This window comes from Sphingobacterium sp. UBA2610 (genome assembly GCF_002339225.1).
GTDB lineage: Bacteria > Bacteroidota > Bacteroidia > Sphingobacteriales > Sphingobacteriaceae > Sphingobacterium > Sphingobacterium multivorum.
Window position 1 is genome coordinate 240,483 of sequence record NZ_DDKA01000034.1, and the last position, 23,714, is coordinate 264,196.

At 38.0% G+C, this 23,714-nt stretch carries 24 protein-coding genes and 1 pseudogene; 23 read left to right on the forward strand and 2 right to left on the reverse strand.

Going from position 1 to position 23,714, the window contains the following annotated elements; genetic code table 11:
- Positions 1-20 precede the first annotated feature (20 nt).
- Positions 21-341, reverse strand: a complete 321-nt coding sequence (locus tag B4Z47_RS24050) for a helix-turn-helix domain-containing protein (protein WP_070566287.1) — start codon at positions 339-341, stop codon at positions 21-23.
- Positions 342-492: 151 nt separating this feature from the next.
- On the opposite strand from B4Z47_RS24050, the gene B4Z47_RS24055 reads away from it, so the two are divergent.
- Positions 493-630 (forward strand): hypothetical protein, encoded by a 138-nt coding sequence (locus tag B4Z47_RS24055; RefSeq protein ID WP_286728094.1) that lies wholly within the window; start codon positions 493-495, stop codon positions 628-630.
- Here B4Z47_RS24055 and B4Z47_RS24060 read toward each other — a convergent pair.
- Positions 627-1,268, reverse strand: coding sequence for a rhomboid family intramembrane serine protease (locus B4Z47_RS24060; RefSeq protein ID WP_070566289.1), 642 nt, complete (start codon positions 1,266-1,268; stop codon positions 627-629). The two genes, B4Z47_RS24055 and B4Z47_RS24060, sit on opposite strands and share 4 nt — an antisense overlap.
- A 168-nt stretch (positions 1,269-1,436) precedes the next feature.
- On the opposite strand from B4Z47_RS24060, the gene B4Z47_RS24065 reads away from it, so the two are divergent.
- The 22 genes and pseudogenes from B4Z47_RS24065 to rpoC all read left to right on the forward strand — a co-directional run bounded on the left by B4Z47_RS24065 (position 1,437) and on the right by rpoC (position 23,017).
- The gene (locus B4Z47_RS24065; protein ID WP_070566291.1) at positions 1,437-1,667 is read left to right on the forward strand and encodes a hypothetical protein; all 231 of its coding nucleotides are present in this window, start codon (positions 1,437-1,439) and stop codon (positions 1,665-1,667) included.
- A gap of 65 nt (positions 1,668-1,732) precedes the next feature.
- Positions 1,733-2,272, forward strand: a pseudogene (locus tag B4Z47_RS24070) (ABC transporter transmembrane domain-containing protein); the annotation flags it as partial.
- 81 nt (positions 2,273-2,353) lie between these two features.
- Positions 2,354-3,145, forward strand: coding sequence for an ATP-binding cassette domain-containing protein (locus B4Z47_RS24075; protein ID WP_286728106.1), 792 nt, complete (start codon positions 2,354-2,356; stop codon positions 3,143-3,145).
- Entirely contained in the window at positions 3,115-4,509 is a 1,395-nt protein-coding gene (locus B4Z47_RS24080) for a TolC family protein (protein ID WP_115047369.1), read from the forward strand. Before B4Z47_RS24075 ends, B4Z47_RS24080 begins: the two co-directional genes overlap by 31 nt.
- Before the next feature lie 7 nt (positions 4,510-4,516).
- Positions 4,517-4,849 (forward strand): hypothetical protein, encoded by a 333-nt coding sequence (locus B4Z47_RS24085; RefSeq protein ID WP_115047371.1) that lies wholly within the window; start codon positions 4,517-4,519, stop codon positions 4,847-4,849.
- 90 nt (positions 4,850-4,939) lie between these two features.
- Positions 4,940-5,116 (forward strand): hypothetical protein, encoded by a 177-nt coding sequence (locus tag B4Z47_RS24090; protein ID WP_175441997.1) that lies wholly within the window; start codon positions 4,940-4,942, stop codon positions 5,114-5,116.
- 12 nt (positions 5,117-5,128) lie between these two features.
- Positions 5,129-5,293: a hypothetical protein gene (locus B4Z47_RS24095; RefSeq protein ID WP_157625908.1), complete on the forward strand. Its 165-nt coding sequence runs from the start codon at positions 5,129-5,131 to the stop codon at positions 5,291-5,293.
- A gap of 80 nt (positions 5,294-5,373) precedes the next feature.
- The gene (locus tag B4Z47_RS24100) at positions 5,374-5,967 is read left to right on the forward strand and encodes a CPBP family intramembrane glutamic endopeptidase (RefSeq protein WP_070566311.1); all 594 of its coding nucleotides are present in this window, start codon (positions 5,374-5,376) and stop codon (positions 5,965-5,967) included.
- Between the two features lie 468 nt (positions 5,968-6,435).
- Positions 6,436-7,041 carry a DUF3267 domain-containing protein gene (locus B4Z47_RS24105; RefSeq protein ID WP_070566313.1) on the forward strand — a complete coding sequence of 202 codons (606 nt, stop codon included), beginning with the start codon at positions 6,436-6,438 and terminating at the stop codon, positions 7,039-7,041.
- Between the two features lie 146 nt (positions 7,042-7,187).
- A complete protein-coding gene (locus B4Z47_RS24110; RefSeq protein WP_262896115.1) occupies positions 7,188-7,319 on the forward strand; it encodes a hypothetical protein in 132 nt (43 codons plus the stop codon).
- Between the two features lie 19 nt (positions 7,320-7,338).
- Positions 7,339-8,187: a TraB/GumN family protein gene (locus B4Z47_RS24115; protein WP_286728095.1), complete on the forward strand. Its 849-nt coding sequence runs from the start codon at positions 7,339-7,341 to the stop codon at positions 8,185-8,187.
- Positions 8,188-8,381: 194 nt separating this feature from the next.
- Positions 8,382-8,552, forward strand: a complete 171-nt coding sequence (locus B4Z47_RS24785; RefSeq protein WP_368072491.1) for a DUF3267 domain-containing protein — start codon at positions 8,382-8,384, stop codon at positions 8,550-8,552.
- 231 nt (positions 8,553-8,783) lie between these two features.
- Positions 8,784-9,209 carry a type II CAAX prenyl endopeptidase Rce1 family protein gene (locus tag B4Z47_RS24790; RefSeq protein ID WP_376783021.1) on the forward strand — a complete coding sequence of 142 codons (426 nt, stop codon included), beginning with the start codon at positions 8,784-8,786 and terminating at the stop codon, positions 9,207-9,209.
- 154 nt (positions 9,210-9,363) lie between these two features.
- Positions 9,364-9,525 carry a TraB/GumN family protein gene (locus B4Z47_RS24795; RefSeq protein WP_083295959.1) on the forward strand — a complete coding sequence of 54 codons (162 nt, stop codon included), beginning with the start codon at positions 9,364-9,366 and terminating at the stop codon, positions 9,523-9,525.
- A gap of 148 nt (positions 9,526-9,673) precedes the next feature.
- A complete protein-coding gene (locus tag B4Z47_RS24120) occupies positions 9,674-10,780 on the forward strand; it encodes a hypothetical protein (protein ID WP_286728097.1) in 1,107 nt (368 codons plus the stop codon).
- Between the two features lie 300 nt (positions 10,781-11,080).
- Positions 11,081-12,193 (forward strand): hypothetical protein, encoded by a 1,113-nt coding sequence (locus B4Z47_RS24125; protein WP_201639704.1) that lies wholly within the window; start codon positions 11,081-11,083, stop codon positions 12,191-12,193.
- 355 nt (positions 12,194-12,548) lie between these two features.
- Positions 12,549-12,992, forward strand: a complete 444-nt coding sequence (gene rplK / locus B4Z47_RS24130; protein ID WP_070566323.1) for a 50S ribosomal protein L11 — start codon at positions 12,549-12,551, stop codon at positions 12,990-12,992.
- A 22-nt stretch (positions 12,993-13,014) separates the two neighbouring features.
- Positions 13,015-13,713, forward strand: a complete 699-nt coding sequence (gene rplA / locus B4Z47_RS24135) for a 50S ribosomal protein L1 (protein WP_046672240.1) — start codon at positions 13,015-13,017, stop codon at positions 13,711-13,713.
- A 2-nt stretch (positions 13,714-13,715) separates the two neighbouring features.
- Positions 13,716-14,234, forward strand: a complete 519-nt coding sequence (rplJ, locus tag B4Z47_RS24140; protein ID WP_070566325.1) for a 50S ribosomal protein L10 — start codon at positions 13,716-13,718, stop codon at positions 14,232-14,234.
- 78 nt (positions 14,235-14,312) lie between these two features.
- The gene (rplL, locus tag B4Z47_RS24145) at positions 14,313-14,690 is read left to right on the forward strand and encodes a 50S ribosomal protein L7/L12 (protein ID WP_002992785.1); all 378 of its coding nucleotides are present in this window, start codon (positions 14,313-14,315) and stop codon (positions 14,688-14,690) included.
- A gap of 168 nt (positions 14,691-14,858) precedes the next feature.
- Positions 14,859-18,668, forward strand: coding sequence for a DNA-directed RNA polymerase subunit beta (gene rpoB / locus B4Z47_RS24150; RefSeq protein ID WP_115049452.1), 3,810 nt, complete (start codon positions 14,859-14,861; stop codon positions 18,666-18,668).
- Positions 18,669-18,739: 71 nt separating this feature from the next.
- Positions 18,740-23,017 (forward strand): DNA-directed RNA polymerase subunit beta', encoded by a 4,278-nt coding sequence (gene rpoC, locus B4Z47_RS24155; RefSeq protein ID WP_070566328.1) that lies wholly within the window; start codon positions 18,740-18,742, stop codon positions 23,015-23,017.
- Positions 23,018-23,714 lie beyond the last annotated feature (697 nt).

Consider the following 23,714-nt stretch of genomic DNA (forward strand, 5'->3'; position numbering starts at 1 on the left):
GGAGAAGTGTAAGCGGGGGATTAGGCTTTACTTTGAGATCGTTTCCCTTGAAATAAGGTAATTATTTTCTTTAGAACAAGTTTGCTATAATGATAGATTAAGCCAAATATATTCTCTCCTGTTATATCGCTAGCCAAAGCAGGTGGTAAAAGTTCATAGATCGTGATACCAAAATAATCCGCTATTTTGTATACCTGCTCTACCTTTAGCTTCGTCTCATTGCGTTCGATTTTTGAATAGGCAGCCTGTGATATCTCCAAAACGAATGCAACAGCTTCCTGTGATATCCTGAGACTTTCTCTTTTCTGCCTAATAATTGTTCCGATTTCTTCTCTTGCCATTCTTTAAAAACCCAAATTATCGAATGGCCTAATTTAATAAATATAACTTGAAGTTGTGAAGTTTTTCAATGTTAAAACTTCTAGTTATAGTCTATAACCCTAGGTTGTGGTAGCTCAGCCTCTTTTCCATGAATTTTGATAAAAATAAATATTGAGATATCATGGAAAAGAAATTAATGTTAGCGAGTTGGATGCAAATGAAGTGTTGGAGATTGAAGGAGGATCGGAGCGGGAGGGTGAGAAAAATACAAATTGGTTAGAATCCATATGGAATTATCTTAAACCTTAAAATGCGTCTTTCAATTCGATAGCATAGGGGCTCATAATTAGTGCTAATATGGAGCCAAGAACAAATGCGACCAAGTGTAAGGATCTATTTATTTTGGATATTTTGATGAGGGAAAGTAGTACTGATGTTAGTAAAGCATATATCCAATAGTGTGTTGAATTATGAATCCATGGAATGAATAAATGATTCATTTTTTGCAAAGGGAAAAATAGTCCAGAAAAACCGAATAGTCCAAAGGAAAGGCCAGATGAACCCACAGCGGTAAATGTGAAGTCTTTCTTTTTAAAAAGTGTTTGGATGAGATTTGGTAGGATTATAAGAAGGAGAAAAATAAATATAGTAAAGACGTAAGCAATAGTAATTCCGTGTGCTTGATTTAAGACAGCACACATATCATACCCTAATCCGAAAATTACAATACAATTAAACAAGAGGTGAATCCAGTTGCGATGAATCAAAGCCGAGGTAAGCAAAGTATGAATACGCTTACCTCTTGCTATTTCGTAGGGGTGCAGGATCAGTGCATGGAAAAACGATTTATTATAAAATCCAATGATGCTGCATACCAATATAATCGGTACGACAATATAGGAATAGGGGGCTTCGGCAAAAGTTGGGAATATATCGAAAAATTTCATTTATAGTTGTTGGTGAATCACGCAAAAATATCTAATAAATTTTAAAATACAACCTCAGGTTGTGGTGGACGTAATGGGTAATGCCCAAATTTGTATCGTTGATCAACAAAAGCAGTTGCCGAAAAAGCTTTAAAATAGAGTAGGAATCAATAAATAATTTTTAATTTTATGAAAACAATAAAAAAAAATTCTCTTGCCTTATTGGCGGTAATATTTACTCTTGTAGGTATTTCTAAGATTGATTTGGTGAAAGCATCAAATGCAGGCGTGAAAGTATGTCCTGGTGATGGCAAAGGTTGCGTTCTTTGGGGTGCAATTGAAAAAGGCGACGGTAGTGGCTTTATTGAAATTGGAAAGGACGACGAATCTCAGGATACACCAGCTGAACCAGGAGCCTAACTCTATTTTATAACAAGTCTTGTAGCTAAGGGCTACAAGGCTGTATTTAATTTAGCCTTCCGCAACGCTTCTTTGATACGATGAAAGTGGGCGAGATTATATCGCGGGTTAACGATGCAGTCAAAATTCGTGCTTTTATCAATGATGTGGCGATACAAGCTGTCGTCAATGTGTTGATCGTGGTCTTTTCCTTTGCGCTTATGTTTACCTATTTTTGGAAGCTGGCCTTGATCATGCTGCTCGTTATCCCTTTTTATCTAGGGGTCTATTGGCTTTCCAATAAACTGAACAAAAAAGTAGAGCGCCGGATGATGGAAGAAGGGGCCGAACTGGAATCTCATCTGGTCGAATCGCTCAATTCGGTCAAGACTATCAAGCAGTTTGGCATTGAAACTTATTTTAATAGCGGTACAGACAATCGGTTTTCGCATGTATTGAAAACCATTTATGCCTCGGTGATGAATGGCTTGTTTTCCAATACCTCTGGCGAGTTATTGTCACGGTTATTTACCATTATCCTCTTATGGGTTGGCTCATACTATGTGATCGAACGTACGATCACACCGGGAGAACTACTCTCATTTTACGCCCTGATCGGTTATTTTACAGGTCCGGTGACGCAATTGATCGGCATGAACAAGACATTGCAAAATGCATTGATTGCAGCAGATCGCCTGTTTGAAATTATGGATCTGGAGCGCGAAGAATCAGAAGAAAAATTACAGCTTACTTCGGATCTGGTTGGGGATATTGTCTTTGATAATGTTCGTTTTTCTTACGGATCACGGGTAGAGGTATTCCGAAATTTTAGCTGCCGGATACAACAGAGCAAGATGACGGCTGTGATCGGAGAAAGTGGAAGCGGTAAGACTACGCTGGGAGCGCTTATTCAACAGCTGTATCCATTACAGGAGGGGAAGATTTCTATTGGGCAATACGATCTGAACTATATTTCGAAGAGCTCCCTTCGGGAACGCATTGCCATCGTGCCCCAACAGATCGATCTTTTTTCGGGTAATATTGTCAGCAATATTGCTGTTGGTGAGGATATCCCCAATTTTCAGCGTCTCTTGCAGGTGGTCAATGAATTGGACATGATGTCTTTTATTGAAAAGTTGCCAGCCGGTTTTGAAACTCAGCTGGGTGAAAATGGATCCATGCTATCCGGTGGACAGCGGCAACGAATTGCCATTGCACGAGCATTATACCGCAATCCGGACATTCTGATTTTAGACGAAGCAACTTCAGCTTTGGATACTTCAACAGAACAGGTAATCCAGCGGGCATTCCGTCGCTTTAAAGATTCGGGTAAGACGATGATTGTGATTGCCCATCGGTTGAGTACGATTGCCGAGGCCGATACCATTATGGTGCTTAAAGATGGTGTACTTATCGAACAAGGGGAGCATAATCAGTTGTTAGCCCAAGAGTCTACCTATAAGGATATGTGGAAAAAGCAATCGATCGTGTTAAACTAACTGTTGTTTTTTATTCAATGATGAACAATTATCAAAGAAGTAGGATAAAGTGTTGGTTTATTACTATAAACATACTGTTATCTACGAATGTACTGGCGCAGCGAGCCTGGACTTTACAGGATTGTATCGACTATGCTGTGGCTCATCATCTGCCGATCAAACAGCAGGACATCAAGGCTAAGATAAAAGTGCTGGATCAGGAAATGGCAGTGCGGGAACGCTTGCCAAGTGTGAGCGGCTACGCAAATGGTTATACCACTTTTGGATCATCACAGGATGTGTTTGGTACGATTCGGCGCAATGACAACCTGAATAGCAACATGGGGATCAATGCGGAGCTGACCCTATACCAATATAACTATTTTCGAAACCAGGCCAAGAAAGCTGCTTCCGAAGCGGAACAGGAACATATCGAAAAAGAGATATTGAAACGGAATCTTACCGTTCAGCTGATGGAAGCCTATCTGCAGACCTTGCTGGCTCAGGCACTGCTGGTCTCACAGGATTCGGCCATGCAGTTTTCACAGCAACTCTTGGATAAGGCCCAGAAAAGTACGGCGGTAGGGGCAACAGCAGTGTCGGTAGTTGCCGAAGCAAAAGCCAATCTGGCACGGGAGAAACAGCAATACCAACAATATCACAAAGATAGACAACAGTCCTTGCTCAAACTAGCCCAGCTGATGAACTACCCGGACTATAATAACTTAAGCCTGGCTGTCCCAGTAGCGGAGAGTGATCTTCTGCAAGAGCATACTTTTTCGGATATATCGAACCTGCGGGAAGAAGCTTATTTGCATAATCCGGTGTTTGCTAAGTTTCGAAGTCAAGCTGTTGGACTTGAGGTCGAGTCCAAGTTGGTTAAAGCAGCGTTATTTCCGACGGTAAAGGGATCCGCTGGCTTGGGAAGTACCTATTTCAATGCTTTTAAAGCGGACAATACGCGATCTTTTTTTGTACAGAGTAAAGACAACTTTGCCCAGCAGCTCGCTGTGACGGTTTCGGTGCCCATCTTCAACAAAGGAAAAACAAAACGTCAGTTGAAGCAGATCGACTTGAACCAGCAAAATATACAATTGGCGATTGATAATGAAAAGTTTGCTCAGCAGCAGATCTTAGATAAGCTATTGCTTGAATTGGATGAGAACAGAAAGCAATATGGTATTGCGGTAGAAGCGAGCACGGCAACAGCGCAATCTTTGGATTACACCTTGCGGAGTTTTGAAGCGGGCAAGGCATCGATCTATGATGTCAATACGAGTAAAAGTAATTTGATTAAAGCGGAGTCGGAAACGATCCGCAGCAAATATACTGTGGTGTTCAATCAGCTCATGCTGCGCTATCAGATTTATGGATCGATAAATTAAAATCATTATGAAGCTATTTCAATATATAGATCGGATTAATTTGTTGGACAAGTTGATCCGCCAAAGAAGGAAGGGGACGCAGTCAGAACTAGCAGTCCGCCTCGGGCTTTCTGTGTCACGATTGGCCCGTATTATTGAATATCTTAGAGATATTGGTGCTCCAATTACTTTTGATAGATCGCTTAATACGTATTACTATGAAAAAGACTATTCAATCCAAATCAAGGTAGAGGTTCAGCAGGAAAATATTCATTTGCTTGATTTAAATCAGATGAGACAAGCAAATGCGGGTGATAATTTTATTTCAAATCATTTTCTGAATGCTTTTTTTGTGCATTGAGCAAAAGTAATTTAGTAGTGTTGATCAATAGAGCAGGAATCCGAAAAGGCTAACAATAGAGTAGGGACTAATTTTTTATAAATCAAAAAAATGAATACATTAGATTTAAAAGGTTTCGGTGTTCAGGAAATGGATGCGAAAGAAATGGAAGTAATTGATGGGGGATGGTGGCAAGCTGCTTTGGGGACATTTTTATATAATGTCGTTGCTGATTGGAGACAAAACGTTGCTGCATTTGAAAGAGGAATAAATGGTGAAGCTTTATAAACTTGTAAATTTATGAACAAAATAGAACTAACAGAATTGACTAATTCTGAGATTATTGAAGTAAACGGTGGAGATGGTATGACAGAAGCTTTTTTTTGGGTTTTAGGTCGATTTTTTCAGGCTCAACAGAGAGATCTAGATGGATCCATTGGTGGCCCTACAGCAATTCATGGGTAATTTAGTGCTTTGAAAATAAAAACTATTTTACGTAAGAACCTAAGTACTTTACTACTTAGGTTCGTCCTAATTTTGATTTATTGAAACAAAAAATAAAACTTTTAATATTTGGTACTTTACAATCAAGTATTATATTGATTGTGTTTTTTCTATTGTTTGGCTTAGATATAGCCTCCAATACTATTACCATGTCTGATCAATTTAATATCTTTCTAATATGTATCTGTACAGCTTTTTTTGAAGAGATTGTCTTTCGGTATTATTTGATTCGCGGGTTGAGTAGATTTTTTAATAAGAAAAAATCAGTAATAATTTCCGCTGTGTTATTTGCTGCATGTCATCTAGGAAATTCTCATTTTACGACCACAGCATTTGCTTCCCATTTTCTAGGTGGTATAATTTATGCATATGCTTATATTCATACGAAATCTATATATTATCCTGTTGGATTACACTTCGGTTGGAATTATATTCAATGGTTATTTTCACTTCCAATGAGTGGAACAACAAAAAGTGGTTTATATAGTCTTATTTTGCCAACCAATGATTATTGGTTGGGAGGAAATTATGGGATAGAAGGAGGGTTTGCAAGTCTTCTGATTAGGAGTATCTTGTTTGGCGTTATCTTATTTACAGTTTCCAGATATGAAAGAAATGCACACGTGAATTATTAGGTTTCGGTTTTCTATTAATGTTAACATTTTATTTATATATGGGCCCAAAATAAGTAAAAAAGGGGAGAGTAGCATGATATTGAAATTATTAAAAAGTTGTGAATATAAGAATTATTCCATTGGATTGGGCTTTAAATTAAGATATTTAAATTATGTTGTTAGTAAAAAGTCATAACTTGATTATTATATTTGGCTATCGAATTTTTCTAATTTTGCTACTTATCCGTGCAATGGTTGCACATAATCAAAAAAATAAAGCCCGTATATAAATTAATACCACTAAATAATGATGAATCGCAGGCTATAAGAATAAACTATGGTATAAATTTATAGGAGAAAAGCATCTTCTATAAATATAATTTGAAGACATTATTACTTTTTCTACCCTAGTTCAAAGAAAGTAATGGTGTTTTGACTTGTGCTATTGGCAATTGAAGAGTAGTTGATGAGAATAATGTGAGAAAATTAATGAATGAATTAATAGATTATCCAGGGTTTGTTGTAGAGCCGAGATTGATTAGTATGTCTAAAGCTAACATGATAGGCATGTTGTTTTTCGCTGTTTTCATTCTCTTATACGGGATACCTTTTTGTTTACTGTGGGATCTAAAGGAAGAGCTGGCGGCAATTAAAGATAGCCTATATAATAAAGCTTCGAATGCATGGTGGGTTTATGGTATTGTCATTATTATCGGTGTCGTTCTTCATGAATTGATTCATGGCATTGTATTCGCATCCTTTGCGAAGCAAGGTTTCAAATCCATAAAGTTTGGAATTATTTGGAAAATGCTCACTCCATATGCTCATTGCAAAGAACCGTTACGGGTAAGACCTTATATGTTAGGTGTAGTTATGCCTTTTCTCCTTGTTGGCTTTTTACCCGCGATTTATTCAATTTTTACTGGAAATTTACCACTTTTATTTTTTGCAATTTTCTTCTCTGGTGCGGCAGTCGGAGATTTCATGATTTTAAATTTAATTTATAAAGAGAATAAAGATAACCTGGTACTTGATCATCCTACTGAGGGAGGTTGCTTTATTTTGAAAAAGGTTACTAATCCAGCGGATTTGTGATTACAAAACGATATTTGAGCTGAGATTCTAGTCTAAATACTTGTGTGATAAATTCTTAACTTCCTAATTTTTCCTTTAGCCTCACCCTTGTAATATAGATATATCCTAATGTTTATTTTTGGGACAGTAACTAAATCTAAATATTTATGGAAACTAAAACAATTTTATTATTTGTAGTAATAATAGCTATTCTGGCATTTTGTGTCTATCTGCTATCTAATGTCGGCGAATTTATTCGAGGATTTGAAGATGGTTTTAATGCGGCCAAAAATAAATAAAAACCTTAAATTTAAACGGATGAAAAAACACTTTATTCTTCTATTACTTTTTTTTATAATCACTTTTAGTGGTTTTGCGCAGGGGAATTCGATGCTGTGGAAAATCTCGGGAAATGGACTTAAACAAGATTCCTATCTGTTTGGTACGATCCACATGTTGTGCCCTGACGATTTTGAGATCAAACAAAAATGCCTGGATGCGCTTAATTCGAGTCAGAAAGTCGTATTTGAAGTGGATCTGTCGAAACCTGAAAATATGGAGGTCCTACAGGCATTTGCCGTACCTGACCCTAGTTTTATTAAAAACTTTACCGATAGCGAAGTGCGTAAAATGGATAGCGTCTTGTTGGCACAGCAGCTTTCAATTAAATTATTGGATCATGTTTCACCGGTAACAATGGCTTCCTTATTTTCAATGAAAGGCTTTAATTGTCCTGATCCAACAAAGTTGAAATCATATGAAATTGAGCTATCGGCTCTGGCCTCCGCTCAGGGTAAAACAATTGGCGAACTTGAAACAGCAGATTATCAATTCGGGTTATTGAAAGACTTGATTACGCCAAAGTTATTTATGGACTGGGTATTGCAGTTGGATAAATATCCCGCTCTAACGGCCAAAATGGTCAATGCCTATAAAAATGAAAACCTCAAAGAATTAACTGCATTGATTGAGGATCCTACATGGATGTCTGTCGAACAGAAAGAAAAGCTCTTGACAGGGCGGAATATAAACTGGACAACGATTATTCCGAATTTGATCAAAGACCAGGGGTGCTTTATTGCTGTGGGAGCTGGACACCTGTCTGGTGAAAAGGGCTTGATCTCGTTACTTAGAGCAAAAGGTTATAGCTTGACGACAATTGATTAGGATTGTTATTTTTTGAGATAAAGGAAGTATAGTCCCTTGATAGAATACGCTTATTGTTTTTCGATTGTCTCATCGTTTTATATGGAGTGCCCTTTTATTTATTGTGGGATCTAAAGAAAGAGCTGGCGGCAATTAAAGATCGCCTATATCATAAAGTTTCGAATGCATGATGGGTTTATGGCATTGTCATTATTATCGGTGTCGTTCTTAATGAATTGATTCATGGTATTGTATTCGTATCCTTTGCGAAGCAAGGTTTCAAATCTATAAAGTTTGGAATTATTTGGAAAATGCTCACCCCATATGCTCATTGCAAAGAACCGTTACGGGTAAGACCTTATATGTTAGGTGTAGTTATGCCTTAAAGTTTTAATTTATAACTTATGAAGTCGCTTAAGATCACTATCTAAAATGAAAAACGGACAATTTACGATGTGAAAATTGTCCGTTTTAGCTGGTTAAATTATTCTTTCGTAACTTACTGTTGTAAAGGTTTATCCATATAGACTTATCATACAGTTTCATCAAAAAGGAAATACATGTCAAAATATATAAATCGATTGTTGAAATTACCTGTGCTTTATTTATATACTCTTATGCTAGTTTCTTATCTGAGTATTGATGTTTTGTGTCACGTAATACTTATTGATTTATTCAAGTTTGAATCGGTTTCAAATGCGGTAACTCGAGATCAAAGTATATTGAAAATATTCATATATGCACTAATTTTAGGGCCATTTTTTGAGACATTACTATTTCAATTTATACCCGTAAAACTTCTGTCTACATATGTTTTTTTTAAAAAGAAAAAAATATGGATAGTTTTAATTTCTGCCCTTCTTTTCGCTTTGACTCATTTATATAGCTCTTATTATTTAATTTATACTTTTTTGATGGGTATAAATTTAGTCTTATTCTTTTTTATTATGGAGTTTAAGAATAAAGGTTCAGGACTTTGGCATACCACATTGCTTCATGCTATTATTAATCTAATGGTTTTTATCCATCAATATTTTAGATAATAAAATTTTGGCGTTCAGTAATCGATTTCCAAAAAAATAGTCGAAATTGATGAGGGACAAGCTACATTGTACATTTTATAATAGTGTTTCTGATTGGAGCCAAAATGTTGCTACATTTAAGCGAAGTCTACATCGGCGAGCTTTATAAAAAGATATGTGCTATGAACAAAGTAAAGTTAACAAAATTCGGAATATAAACTGGATAACGATTATTCCGAATTTGATCAAAGATCAGGGTTGCTTTATTACTGTGGGAGCTGGACACCTCTCTGGTGAAAAGGGCTTGATCTGGTTACTTAGGAGCAACAGGTTATAGCTTGATAGTAATTGATTTTACCTATGGATTGGGTTTACATATATTGGTGAGCTTTATAGCCGTTCTCATGAAAATATAGGTATAAAAATAATGAGTTGCGCTACAGGCATGGCCAATATAGTAGCCTTTTAGTAGGTTGACTATGCATATGAAACTAAAATTTATATTTATTCTGATCTGTTTGTTAACCGGGCTATTATGCAAAGCTCAGATACAGTTTGTCGGCGCTCAGAATAAGTTGCCAATTCCCTCATTAAATATTTACAATGAAAAAGGGACATTGATTGGATTTACAGATAAAACTGGTGTAACTCAGTTTCTCGATAATGGAGTGAAGAAGCAAAAACTACCATTAGCAGTTACGGTACAACATATCTCCTATGAAAACAAAACCTTTTCATTAGTATCGCTGGACGATAAACAACTATATTTTTTGGAGCCTAGAGCTCAAGTCTTAAAAGAGGTCACTGTTAATGCAAAGCCAAAAGAAGTCGTGGTATTGAAAGGGTATTTCCGCTCCCTAGAGACATTTGATGATCAGTATAAGTGTTTTTCGGACGGAATTGTAGAGTTTTATATTCCGTTGAAAAAGGGTAAACCTAAATATAGATTGGTTGATTATCGTGTGTTTGTGGATTCTATTGTCGCTAAGGATTATAATGCAAAAATGCGATCTTTCTTCCAGATTCCTAGGATTACGGAAATAGATAATAGAAAATTAGCGGATCGACTGAATGATCTCGTTAAGGAAAATGATGGGTCGAACCGTATTCACTTGTTGAAAAAAGGGAATGAGGTAGGATACCTAACGACAGACGCTGATCTAGGCAATGTTCAATTGTATTTGGATAAAGTGTTGCCTGATAGTGTAGTGAATGAGAAACTTTTTAGCCTCGAGGCGAAGACATTTCATGAGGTTACAGTCGAAAATTATAATGCAACAGAATTAAACAGCATGACGCCTTTCAATTTAACAGCTCTTTACCAAAATATTGTTGCGTCTTTAAAACGCAAAAAAGAATACGGCCATATTCCTTGTGAGATACTTAATGAATTTTATGTCATGGAGAATGGGTATATAACGGAAGAGGAATATAAATCCAATCAAAAGGGCTTGATGCAGAGTATTTATACAAAGCCCCATAAAAGCAATTATAAGACACGATTTTGGGAGAAGTTGGAAGACTATCATATTCCACCGGTCAATGATGGTCTAGCAAAAAAGCTTGGTGAAAACCTCCAATTGATTAATTGATAGTTCGCGTTAAATTTGTCGCTATATAACCACAGGTTGTGGTACAACTATTTCATAATGTCTATTTTTGGGACAGTAGTTAAGTCTAAATAATTATGGAAATTAAGAAGCTTTTAAAATTTGTAGCAATAGTAGCGGTGCTAACTTTCATTATTTATGTTATCATGAATAGTAGTGCTTTTATTGAAGCATTTAATGAGGGGTATAATAGGACCAGAAACAAATAAGTAGAATTATAGAAGATTATCGGATACTGTTAATCCCTAATTAATTAATAAAGTGCAAATAAAAAAGACTGAAATGAAATTTGAAATAAGAATAGGGTTTATTATCGGGATATTAACGATGATTTCTGTTTTGACCAATGCACAAATTAAAGTCATTGATAGCCTAACACAGGAACCTATAAGTGGTGTCAATCTGTATGCGGATAACGGTAGCTTACTTGGTGCAACAAATATAGCCGGAGAAGTTGTGTTGGATTCGTTGAAACAGGAAAAGACCGTTAATCTAACTTTTCAGCATGTTGCCTATAGTAGTTTGATGGTGCCTTTTTCGGAAGTAAAGACGATGGGCAAGATCAAAATGGTTCCCCGATCAATTAAGATTGATGAAGTAGCGATAGGCGATCGGACCAAGGCTGACTATGTTGTTTTAAAAGGGTATTTTCGGAACCTTGCTTTACTTAATAGTAAGATGGGGTATTTTGTCGATGGCACAATAGCGTATTATATTCCACTAAAGAATAAGAAAGAAAAAGTCCGGTTTATTTTGAAGGAGTACCGGATTTTTGAAAATAAAGTTGCTACGCAAGACCTCGCTGACAAGATGGGAACTTTTTTTTCCTATAATCCAAGCGTGATCAATCTTAAAAACACTTCGATCGCCTATCAGTTGCCGAAAGGATTTCGATTGGAGGAGGATAAAGGTCGGCGGTTTATAAAACAAGGGAGTACAAACATGGGCTTTGTACAAGTTTCCAACGAGGGAAAAGGGCAGGTATATCTAAATCGGGTAGCGCCGGGTACCTCAATTGACCGAAAGATATTTAAAATACAGGGCCGTCAACATAGTGGCGTAACGATAGAAACGTATGCGCATGTAACTCCGGATAATTTAACAATGGATCATTTGGTCAGTGTGGTTAGGTCATCTGTCGGTGGTCTTAAAAAAAAGAGCCAAACTGAATATATGCCGATAGAGTCATATGATGAATTTTATGTGCTTGAAAAGGAATATATCACCACAGATCAATTTACTGAATACAAAAAGCAATTTGCAAAAAGTATATTTCTGAAAGGAAGCAGTGATTATCAGAGCACCTATTGGAATGATCTCGATAGGTACGGAATCCCCGCTTTGCCTAAAGGGGTTAATGGTCAACTGGGAAATATTTTAAAAATTAAAGAGTAGCCTTATCGGGTTTTACCGTTGAACGATGAGAAACTTGAAACCGAACCCGATGAAATACATGCTATATACGTTGGTTATTAGTGTTTTTTTTATTGTATTTGTAAATAGTTTTGATGGCTTTTATGCTCGGGGAGAATAAGACGGTCGGTGATATATTTGAAAAATAAACGAATGGATGCCAGCTTTTTAAAAAAAGTATAAATTCCTGAAAAATTAAAAGTTAGATACTTGCAGGATTCAAATCTTCTTATTAACTTTGCACCTCGGTTGGGGTGTTACGTCCCGATCGATGAATGTTACGTTATTTGCTTCCAACTTACTAACAGACATTTAACAAAATTAAATTCAAAACAAAATGGCAAAAGAAGTCAGTGCGTTAGTAAAATTACAAGTTAAGGGCGGAGCTGCGAATCCTTCACCTCCAGTAGGACCTGCATTGGGTGCTAAAGGTGTGAATATCATGGATTTCTGTAAACAGTTCAACGCTCGTACGCAAGACAAACCAGGTCAAGTATTGCCTGTTGTCATTACAGTTTACGCTGATAAATCATTTGATTTTATCATCAAGACTCCACCGGTTGCAGTTCAGTTGAAAGACGCTGCTAAATTAAAAAGTGGATCTGGCGAGCCTAACCGTAAAAAAGTTGCGGCTATCACTTGGGAACAAGTTGAGACAATCGCTAAAGATAAAATGCCTGATTTAAATGCATTTACTGTAGAGGCTGCTATGAAAATGGTAGCTGGTACAGCACGTAGTATGGGTATTACTGTATCAGGTAATGCTCCTTGGAACAATTAATTAAGAAATCAATTTAAGAAAAGTGGCTAGATTAACAAAAAATCAAAAAGCGGCACTATCCAAAATTGAAGCTGGTAAAGCATACTCTTTGAAAGAAGCTTCGGCTTTAGTTAAAGAAATCTCATTGACCAAATTTGATGCTTCTGTGGATATCGACGTTCGTTTGGGCGTAGATCCTCGTAAAGCAAATCAAATGGTTCGTGGTATTGCAACATTACCTCACGGTACTGGTAAAACTGTTCGTGTTTTAGTTTTGTGTACTCCTGATAAGGAAGAAGAAGCTAAAGCGGCAGGTGCAGACTACGTAGGTTTAGATGATTACATCAGCAAAATTGAAGGTGGTTGGACTGACGTTGATATCATTATTACTATGCCTAGTGTTATGGCTAAAGTTGGTAAATTGGGTCGTATTTTAGGTCCAAGAAACTTGATGCCTAACCCTAAAACTGGTACAGTTACAACAGAAGTTGGTAAAGCTGTAACAGATGTAAAAGGTGGTAAGATCGATTTCAAAGTTGACAAAACCGGTATCATCCATACTTCTATTGGTAAAGCGTCGTTCGATGCAGATAAGATATATGATAACGCACTAGAGGTATTACAAACTCTAGCTCGTTTGAAACCATCTGCAGCTAAAGGAACTTACTTTAAGAGTATTCACATTTCCTCAACTATGAGTCCTGGTATTCATATTGAGACTAAATCAGTAGCAGGTATTTAATCATGAGAAAAGAAGAAAAACAAGAAATTGTTCTAGCTTTGGCCGAACAGATTAAATCTTACGGTAACTTTTACATTACCGATACTGCTGATTTAACAGTTGAAAAAATAAATGGCATCCGTCGCAAATGTTTCGAGCAAGGTATCGAAATTAAAGCGGTAAAAAACACGTTGATCAAAAAAGCATTGATCGAAGCTGGTGTTGACGAAGAAGATATTTTTGGAACACTAAAAGGTGCTTCTACAATGTTATTTTCTGAAGTTGCAAATGCACCTGCAAAATTGATCAAAGAGCTTCGCAAAGCTGGTGATAAACCAGTATTGAAAGCTGCTTACATTGAGCAAACCGCATTCGTTGGAGATAATCAATTAACTGCATTAGTTAATCTTAAATCTAAAAACGAACTTATCGCTGATGTTATCGCTGCATTGCAGTCACCTGCGAAAAATGTTATTTCAGCTCTTCAATCTGGAGGAAATACTGTTGCTGGCTTAGTAAAGGCTTTAGAAGAAAGAGGTTAACGAATCCTCTAGAACAGAAACATTCGTTACAATTTAATTAACAATTTTTATAAAGTACATTCAAAAATTCAAAATAAAATGGCAGATTTAAAACAACTTGCTGAACAGTTAGTTAACTTAACAGTAAAAGAAGTTAAAGAATTAGCTGATATCTTAAAAGACGAGTATGGCATCGAGCCTGCTGCTGCTGCTGTTGCTGTAGCTGCTGCTCCAGCTGAAGGTGGTGCTGCTGCTGCAGAAGAGAAAACTTCATTTGACGTTATCTTGAAAGAAGCTGGTGGTCAAAAATTAGCTGTAGTTAAATTGGTTAAAGATTTAGCTGGATTAGGCTTGAAAGAAGCTAAAGATTTAGTTGACGGTGCACCTAAAGAATTAAAAGCTGGTGTATCTAAAGACGAAGCAGAAGCTTTGAAAAAACAATTAGAAGAAGCTGGTGCTGTTGTTGAGATTAAATAATCTCAACTAATTAGCCCGAAAAGGTTTAGACTCTGACGATTTTTCGTCAGAGTCTATTCCTATTTATATCAATACGCCACTATGCTGTGTATATGCTGGGCACAGTGGAAAGGTGGTTTACAGCATAAGTGTAAGCGCAGTTTTTTTAAAACTAAAATTCATATTCCCTTGGCAAACAATAATATTCAACAAGAAAGAATAAACTTTGCGACAAGTAAGAAAGTATTGGAATATCCAGATTTCTTAGATGTGCAATTGGAATCTTTCAAGGAGTTTTTTCAATTAGAAACTACTTCTGACAACCGCCATCAGGAAGGGCTGTTCAAGGTATTCTCGGAAAACTTCCCTATTTCTGATTCAAGAAACATTTTTGTGCTAGAGTTTTTGGATTATTTCATTGATCCACCACGTTATGATATCCAAGAGTGTATCGAGCGCGGCTTGACTTATAGCGTTCCTTTAAAGGCTAAGTTAAAGTTATCTTGTAATGATGAAGAACACGAAGATTTCGAAACTATTGTTCAGGATGTATATTTAGGGACTATCCCTTATATGACTCCTAAAGGTACTTTCGTGGTAAATGGTGCAGAGCGTGTCATCGTATCGCAATTACACCGTTCACCAGGCGTTTTCTTTGGTCAAAGTAGACACACAAATGGTACTAAACTTTATTCTGCAAGGGTAATTCCTTTCAAAGGATCTTGGATCGAATTTGCAACTGACGTAAATAACGTCATGTATGCGTACATCGACCGTAAAAAGAAATTCCCAGTTACGACCTTATTGCGTGCTATCGGTTACGATTCGGATAAAGATATCTTAGAATTGTTCGATTTAGCGGATGAAGTAAAAGTTAGTAAATCTGGTCTTAAAAAATATGTTGGTCGTCGTCTTGCGGCTAGGGTATTGAAAAAATGGGTAGAAGATTTCGTGGATGAGGATACAGGTGAAGTTGTATCTATCGACCGTAACGAAATTATCCTTGAGCGTGAAACTGTTCTAGAAGAAGATCACATTGATTTGATTATCGAAGCTGGCGTTAAGTCTATTATCTTAGCGAAAGATGATGAATCAAACAATGCGGACTATTCTATTATATATAACACTTTACAAAAAGATACGTCCAACTCAGAAAAAGAAGCGGTAGAACATATCTATCGTCAATTGCGTAACGCTGAACCACCAGATGAGGAAACTGCTCGTGGTATCATCGATCGTTTATTCTTCTCTGACAAACGTTACGATTTAGGTGATGTAGGTCGTTACCGTATCAATCGTAAGTTGAAGTTGGGAACTCCGGATGATACGAAAGTATTAACCCGCGAGGATATCATTGCGATTGTGAAGTATTTGATCAATTTGATCAACTCTAAAGCTGAAGTAGATGATATTGACCACTTGTCAAACCGTCGTGTACGTACTGTAGGTGAACAATTATATGCTCAATTTGGTGTAGGTCTATCTCGTATGGCCCGTACAATCCGTGAGCGTATGAACATTCGTGATAATGAGGTGTTTACGCCGACCGATTTGATTAATGCTCGTACACTTTCGTCCGTAATCAATTCGTTCTTTGGTACAAACCAGTTGTCTCAGTTCATGGACCAAACTAACCCTCTTGCTGAAATTACGCACAAGCGTCGTTTGTCAGCTTTAGGTCCAGGTGGTCTTTCCCGTGAGCGTGCAGGTTTCGAGGTTCGTGACGTTCACTATACACACTACGGTCGTCTTTGTACAATTGAAACTCCTGAGGGTCCAAACATCGGTTTGATCTCCTCATTGGCTGTACATGCGAAAATTAACCACTTAGGATTTATCGAGACTCCTTACCGTAAGGTAAAAGGTGGGGTTGTTGTGGTTGACGAGCCAGTAGTATATTTATCTGCTGAGGATGAAGATGGTAAAACAATCGCACAAGCGAATGCTTTGTATGATGACAAAGGTAATTTCGAAGATGCGAAAGTGAAAGCCAGATATGAGGGTGACTTCCCAATTATCGAGCCTAATATGCTTGATTATATGGACGTTGCTCCAAACCAAATTACATCTATTGCGGCTTCATTAATTCCTTTCTTGGAACATGATGATGCCAACCGTGCATTGATGGGATCGAACATGCAACGTCAGGCCGTGCCTGTATTGCGTCCACAAGCTCCTATCGTAGGTACTGGTCTTGAAGGTCGTGTAGCGAAAGATTCACGTACATTGATCAATGCGGAAGGTCATGGTGTAGTAGAATATGTAGATGCTGATGAAATCAAAATCCGTTACGACAGAAACGACGATGATCGTCTTGTATCATTCGATGATGATGTCAAAACGTATAAATTGATCAAATTCAAGAAAACCAACCAAAATACATGTATGAACTTGAAACCTATCGTTAAGAAAGGTCAACGAGTTGAACCAGGACAGGTATTATGTGAAGGTTATGCAACTGAAAATGGTGAATTGGCATTAGGTCGTAACTTGAAAGTAGCATTCATGCCTTGGCAAGGATATAACTTTGAGGATGCGATCGTAATTTCTGAGCGTGTAGCGAAAGAAGACTGGTTTACTTCTCTTCACATTGAAGAATTCGAACTTGAAGTTCGTGATACAAAACGTGGTGAAGAAGAGTTAACAGCTGATATTCCTAACGTATCTGAAGAAGCGACAAAAGACTTAGACGAAAACGGTATTATCCGTATCGGTGCTGAAGTTGGTGGTGGTGATATCTTAATTGGTAAAATCACACCTAAAGGTGAGTCAGATCCTTCTCCAGAAGAGAAATTATTACGTGCAATCTTTGGTGACAAAGCTGGTGACGTGAAAGATGCTTCATTGAAAACTCCACCATCATTAAAAGGTGTTGTTATTGATACGAAGTTATTCTCGCGTGCGAAGAAAATGTCTAAAGAGGTTGAACGTAAAACTTTAGAGAAACTAGAGGTTGCTCACGATAGAGCAGTTAAATCATTGAAAGATCGTTTGGTTGAAAAATTATTCACTGTCGTGAATGGTAAAACAAGCCAAGGGGTATACAATGTCTATAAAGAGTTGTTGGTTGCTAAGGGAGCTAAGTTTACGCAAAAAATCCTGGCTGAATTAGATTACAACAACATCAACCCAATGGGATGGACAACTGACGAAGATAAAAACGAGTTGATCAAAATGGCTCTTCATAATTACAATATCAAGATTAATGAAGAGTTAGGTTCATTCAAACGTGATAAATTCGCAGTATCTGTCGGTGATGAACTTCCATCAGGAATTGTGCAGATGGCTAAAGTTTACGTTGCTAAAAAACGTAAGTTGAAAGTAGGGGATAAGATGGCCGGTCGTCACGGTAACAAAGGTATCGTTGCACGTATCGTACGTGATGAGGATATGCCATTCTTAGAAGATGGAACACCAGTTGATATCGTGTTGAACCCACTAGGGGTACCTTCACGGATGAACTTGGGACAGATCTACGAAACCGTATTGGGTTGGGCAGGTCAAAAATTGGGTGTGAAATTTGCTACACCTATCTTTGATGGTGCTGAAATGGATCAAGTACAAGATTGGGTTGCGAAAGCTGGCCTACCAAAATCTGGACGTACATACTTGTACAACGGATTGACAGGTGACCGTTTCGATCAACCGACGACAGTGGGTGTAATCTACATGTTGAAATTAGGTCACATGGTTGATGATAAAATGCACGCACGTTCAATCGGTCCGTACTCATTGATCACACAACAACCTCTGGGTGGTAAAGCGCAATTCGGTGGTCAACGTTTCGGTGAGATGGAGGTTTGGGCATTGGAAGCATTCGGTGCGTCTAACATCCTTCAAGAAATCTTGACTGTGAAATCGGATGACGTGGTTGGTCGTGCCAAAACTTACGAGGCAATCGTAAAAGGTAACAACCTTCCGACACCATCGGTACCAGAATCGTTCAACGTATTGGTACACGAATTACGTGGATTGGGTCTAGATATCACATTGGATTAATTAAGCAAATAGGGCTTTGAAGGGCTCAGTCCTTCAAAGCTTCTTTATAAAGCTTTAACTTTTGAATAAGTATGTCTTACAAAAAAGATAATAAAATTAAAAGCAACTTCACTTCGATTACGATCAGCTTGGCTTCTCCAGAAACTATTTTGGAACGCTCAAGTGGTGAAGTTACAAAACCGGAAACGATTAACTATCGTACCTACAAACCAGAACGTGACGGTTTATTCTGTGAGCGCATTTTTGGTCCTGTGAAGGACTACGAATGTCACTGTGGTAAATACAAACGTATCCGTTATAAAGGTATCGTATGTGACCGTTGTGGTGTTGAAGTAACTGAGAAAAAAGTACGTCGTGAGCGTATGGGACACATCAATTTGGTTGTTCCTGTTGCACACATCTGGTACTTCCGTTCTCTTCCTAATAAAATTGGTTATTTATTGGGACTTCCTACCAAGAAATTGGATATGATCATTTACTACGAACGTTATGTGGTTATCCAAGCTGGTATTAAAGAAGAAGATGGTATCAACTTTATGGACTTCTTGACTGAAGAAGAATATTTAGATATTTTAGATACCTTACCAAAAGAAAATCAATATTTAGACGATAACGATCCTCAAAAATTCGTTGCCAAGATGGGTGCTGAGGCGTTAGAAGATTTGTTGAAACGTATTGATTTGGATCAATTGTCATACGATTTACGTCACCAAGCTGCTAACGAAACTTCTCAACAACGTAAAAATGAAGCGTTAAAACGCCTTCATGTGGTTGAGGCTTTCCGTAGTTCACGTGAAAATATCGAGAATCGTCCAGAATGGATGATTGTGAAAATCGTTCCAATCATTCCACCTGAATTACGTCCTTTAGTGCCTTTGGATGGTGGTCGTTTTGCGACTTCGGATTTGAATGACTTATATCGTCGTGTGATTATCCGTAACAACCGTCTAAAACGTTTGATCGAAATCAAGGCTCCTGAAGTAATCTTACGTAACGAAAAACGTATGCTTCAAGAAGCGGTAGACTCTTTGTTTGACAACTCACGTAAAGTGAACGCTGTTAAGACAGAAGGTAACCGTGCATTGAAGTCTTTATCTGATATTTTGAAAGGTAAACAAGGTCGTTTCCGTCAAAACTTGTTAGGTAAGCGTGTGGATTATTCGGCTCGTTCGGTAATTGTTGTAGGTCCTCACTTGAAATTACACGAGTGTGGTCTTCCTAAAGATATGGCTGCAGAACTTTACAAACCGTTTATCATTCGTAAGATGATCGAGCGTGGTATTGTAAAAACAGTAAAATCAGCTAAAAAAATCGTTGATCGTAAAGATCCTGTGGTATGGGATATCCTTGAAAATGTATTGAAAGGTCACCCTGTATTGCTAAACCGTGCACCTACGCTTCACCGTTTGGGTATTCAGGCTTTCCAACCTACATTAGTAGAGGGTAAAGCTATTCAATTACACCCATTAGTGTGTACAGCGTTCAACGCCGATTTTGACGGTGACCAGATGGCAGTCCACTTACCGCTTGGTAATGCTGCAGTTTTGGAAGCCCAAATCTTAATGTTAGGTGCGCACAATATCTTAAACCCTGCGAATGGTTCTCCAATCACAGTGCCATCTCAAGACATGGTATTGGGTCTTTACTATATTACTAAAGGCCGTAGAACTGCTGGCGATCACATCGTAAGAGGTCAAGATATGACTTTCTATTCGGCTGAAGAGGTTATCATCGCTTTAAATGAGAAGCAAATTGACCTTCACGCTTGGATTAAAGTAAAAACAAAAGTTAGACAAAAAGATGGTAGCATCGTTGATACCTTATTAGAAACAACTGTAGGTCGTGTGATCTTCAACCAAGTTGTTCCTGACGAAATGGGATTTGTCAATGAATTGCTTACGAAAAAATCTTTGCGTAATATCATCGGTGAAATTGTGAAGACTACGGGTATGGCCCGTGCAGCACAGTTCTTGGATGATATGAAAGAATTGGGATATCAAACGGCCTTCAAAGGTGGTCTTTCGTTCAACTTGGAAGATTTGAACATTCCTGCTGCGAAAGCTGAATTGATTCAACAAGCAACTAACGAGGTTGAAGAAGTAATGAATAACTATAACATGGGTTTCATTACAAACAACGAACGTTACAACCAAATCATCGATATCTGGACGCGTATCAACAACAGATTGACGGCACACGTTATGGATATTCTTTCGAATGATAACCAAGGATTCAACTCAGTTTACATGATGTTGGATTCTGGAGCCCGTGGTTCGAAAGAGCAGATCCGTCAGTTATGTGGTATGCGTGGTTTGATGGCGAAACCTCAAAAATCAGGTACTTCTGGTGGTGAGATTATCGAAAACCCGATCTTGTCAAACTTTAAAGAAGGTTTGTCCGTATTGGAGTACTTTATCTCTACCCACGGTGCGCGTAAAGGTCTTGCCGATACAGCATTGAAAACAGCGGATGCGGGTTACTTGACACGTCGTTTACATGACGTAGCGCAAGATATGATCGTTGTGGAACAAGATTGTGGTGGTTTACGTGGTATTTATACAACAGCATTGAAAGATAATGATGATGTTGTTGAACCATTGTTCGATCGTATTTTGGGTCGTACACCATTGCATGATGTTCTTCATCCGGATACTGACGAATTGATCGTTTCTGCAAATGAAGATATCACTGAGGAAATTGCCGAAACTATCGAAAAAGCAGGTATCGAAGGAATTGAGATTCGTACGGTATTAACTTGTGAGTCTAAGCGTGGTGTTTGTGCTTGTTGTTACGGACGTAACTTGGCGTCAGGTAAGCGTGTTCAGTTAGGTGAAGCTGTGGGTGTTATCGCCGCTCAATCAATTGGTGAGCCAGGTACACAGTTGACACTTCGTACATTCCACGTGGGTGGTACGGCATCGAACATTGCTGCTGATTCAAGTATCATTTCTAAATACGATGGTAAAATCGAATTTGAAAACGTACGTACTGTTTCGCAAACAAACGATAATGGCACACATCAGGTAGTCTTAGGACGTTCTGGTGAGGTTAAGATCATTGATGCACATAATAAAATCGTATTCCAACAAAATATCCCTTATGGTTCACAGTTGTTCGTTGAGGATGGCGGTACAGTAGCTAAAGGCGATAAATTGGTCGAATGGGATCCATATAATGCAGTAATTATTTCTGAATTTGCTGGTAAAGTTGAATTTGACGCAATTATCGAAGGTGTTACCTTCCGTGAAGAGTCAGATGAGCAAACTGGTCACAAAGAGAAGGTAATTATTGAAACACGTGATAAAACGAAAAACCCATCCATCAAGATTCTTGATAAATCGGGAGAGGTTATTCGTACCTACAATATCCCGGTAGGCGCCCACGTTGCAGTTGCTAATGGTGTAACAGTGAAAGAAGGTGGTATCCTCGTTAAAATCCCTCGTTCTACAGGTAAAACGCGAGATATCACAGGTGGTCTACCACGTGTAACGGAGTTATTCGAAGCACGTAACCCTTCTAACCCTGCTGTAGTAACAGAAATCGACGGTGTGGTAACATTGGGTGGTGTGAAACGTGGTAACCGTGAGATGTCTATCGAGTCTCGTGATGGTCAAATCAAGAAATACTTGGTACCTCTTTCTAAACATATCCTTGTTCAGGATAATGACTTTGTGAAAGCTGGTATGCCATTATCAGATGGTTCGATCTCTCCTGCGGATATCTTGTCGATCAAAGGTCCATCAGCAGTGCAACATTACATTGTGAATGGTATCCAAGAGGTATACCGTCTGCAAGGTGTGAAGATCAACGATAAACACTTCGAGACGATCGTTCACCAAATGATGCAAAAAGTTAACATCGAAGATCCAGGAGATACTCGTTTCTTAGAAAAAGAAGCCGTTAACAAATGGGATTTCATGGAAGAAAATGATTCTTTGTTTGACAAGAAAGTTGTTGTTGATGCAGGGGACTCTAATAATTTACGTCCGGGACAAATTGTTTCTTTACGTAAGTTGAGAGAAGAGAACTCTAGTCTGAAACGTCGTGACTTAAAACTTGTTGAAGTTCGTGAAGCAATTCCGGCTACTTCAAGTCCATTGTTGCAAGGTATTACCAGAGCTTCATTGGGTACGAAATCGTTCATCTCTGCTGCCTCTTTCCAAGAGACTACAAAAGTGTTGAACGAGGCTGCTATCGCAGGTAAACGTGATAACTTATTAGGTTTGAAAGAAAACGTAATTGTTGGTCACTTGATCCCTTCTGGTACAGGTATCCGTCAATACAGCAATTTAATCGTGGGCTCTCGCGAGGAGTACGATCAATTGTTGGCTTCGAAAGAAGAAGATTAATCGTTACTCGATTATTTTATATAGGAAGGTCCAGACATTCGTCTGGACCTTTTTTGTTTCGATAACGACCTTATATGATATTGAAGAAGGTCGTAAAATATATTTAGCTTGCTTTTTTAGCGGTGAAATTGCTTGTTAAGGAAGGGGGCGAACTGAAATTTATAGCAAGCAGCTTGGCCGTTTAATTGGTTAATTTTACCTGATAGGACGGTTTAAAGCATAGCTATCTTAAATGAATCGTTCAATGTTACAGTTAGTTAACTTTAATATTAAAAAATAATAAACAAAAGGCTTGGAAGTTTGTTAGTAAACTCCCTATCTTTGCACCACTCCGCAAGGGAGGGACGGTTACTTCGAGAGAAGGAGCCATGAAAAAAGAAGGGTTTAAGAGAAGTCTGGCAGGATTTAAAATCCCGCTCAGTTTATTTTAAACGCGGAAATCGAAAAAAGGGAAAAGAAAAAAAACTTCAAAAAGTTTTTGGAAGTTCAGAAAAGATTTCTACCTTTGCAGTCCCAACGGAAACGAAGGGAAAAACAAAACGATAAAGAGGGGCGCAATGCCTATCGGAATAAAGCGGATACGGAAGTTGAAGCGAGAAAAGTTCTTTAAGAAAACACAATCATGTAAGCGTGACGAGTAGACAAACGAAAGTCATGAACAAATTCAAGTAATTCGTTCAATTCGATCCAAGATCAG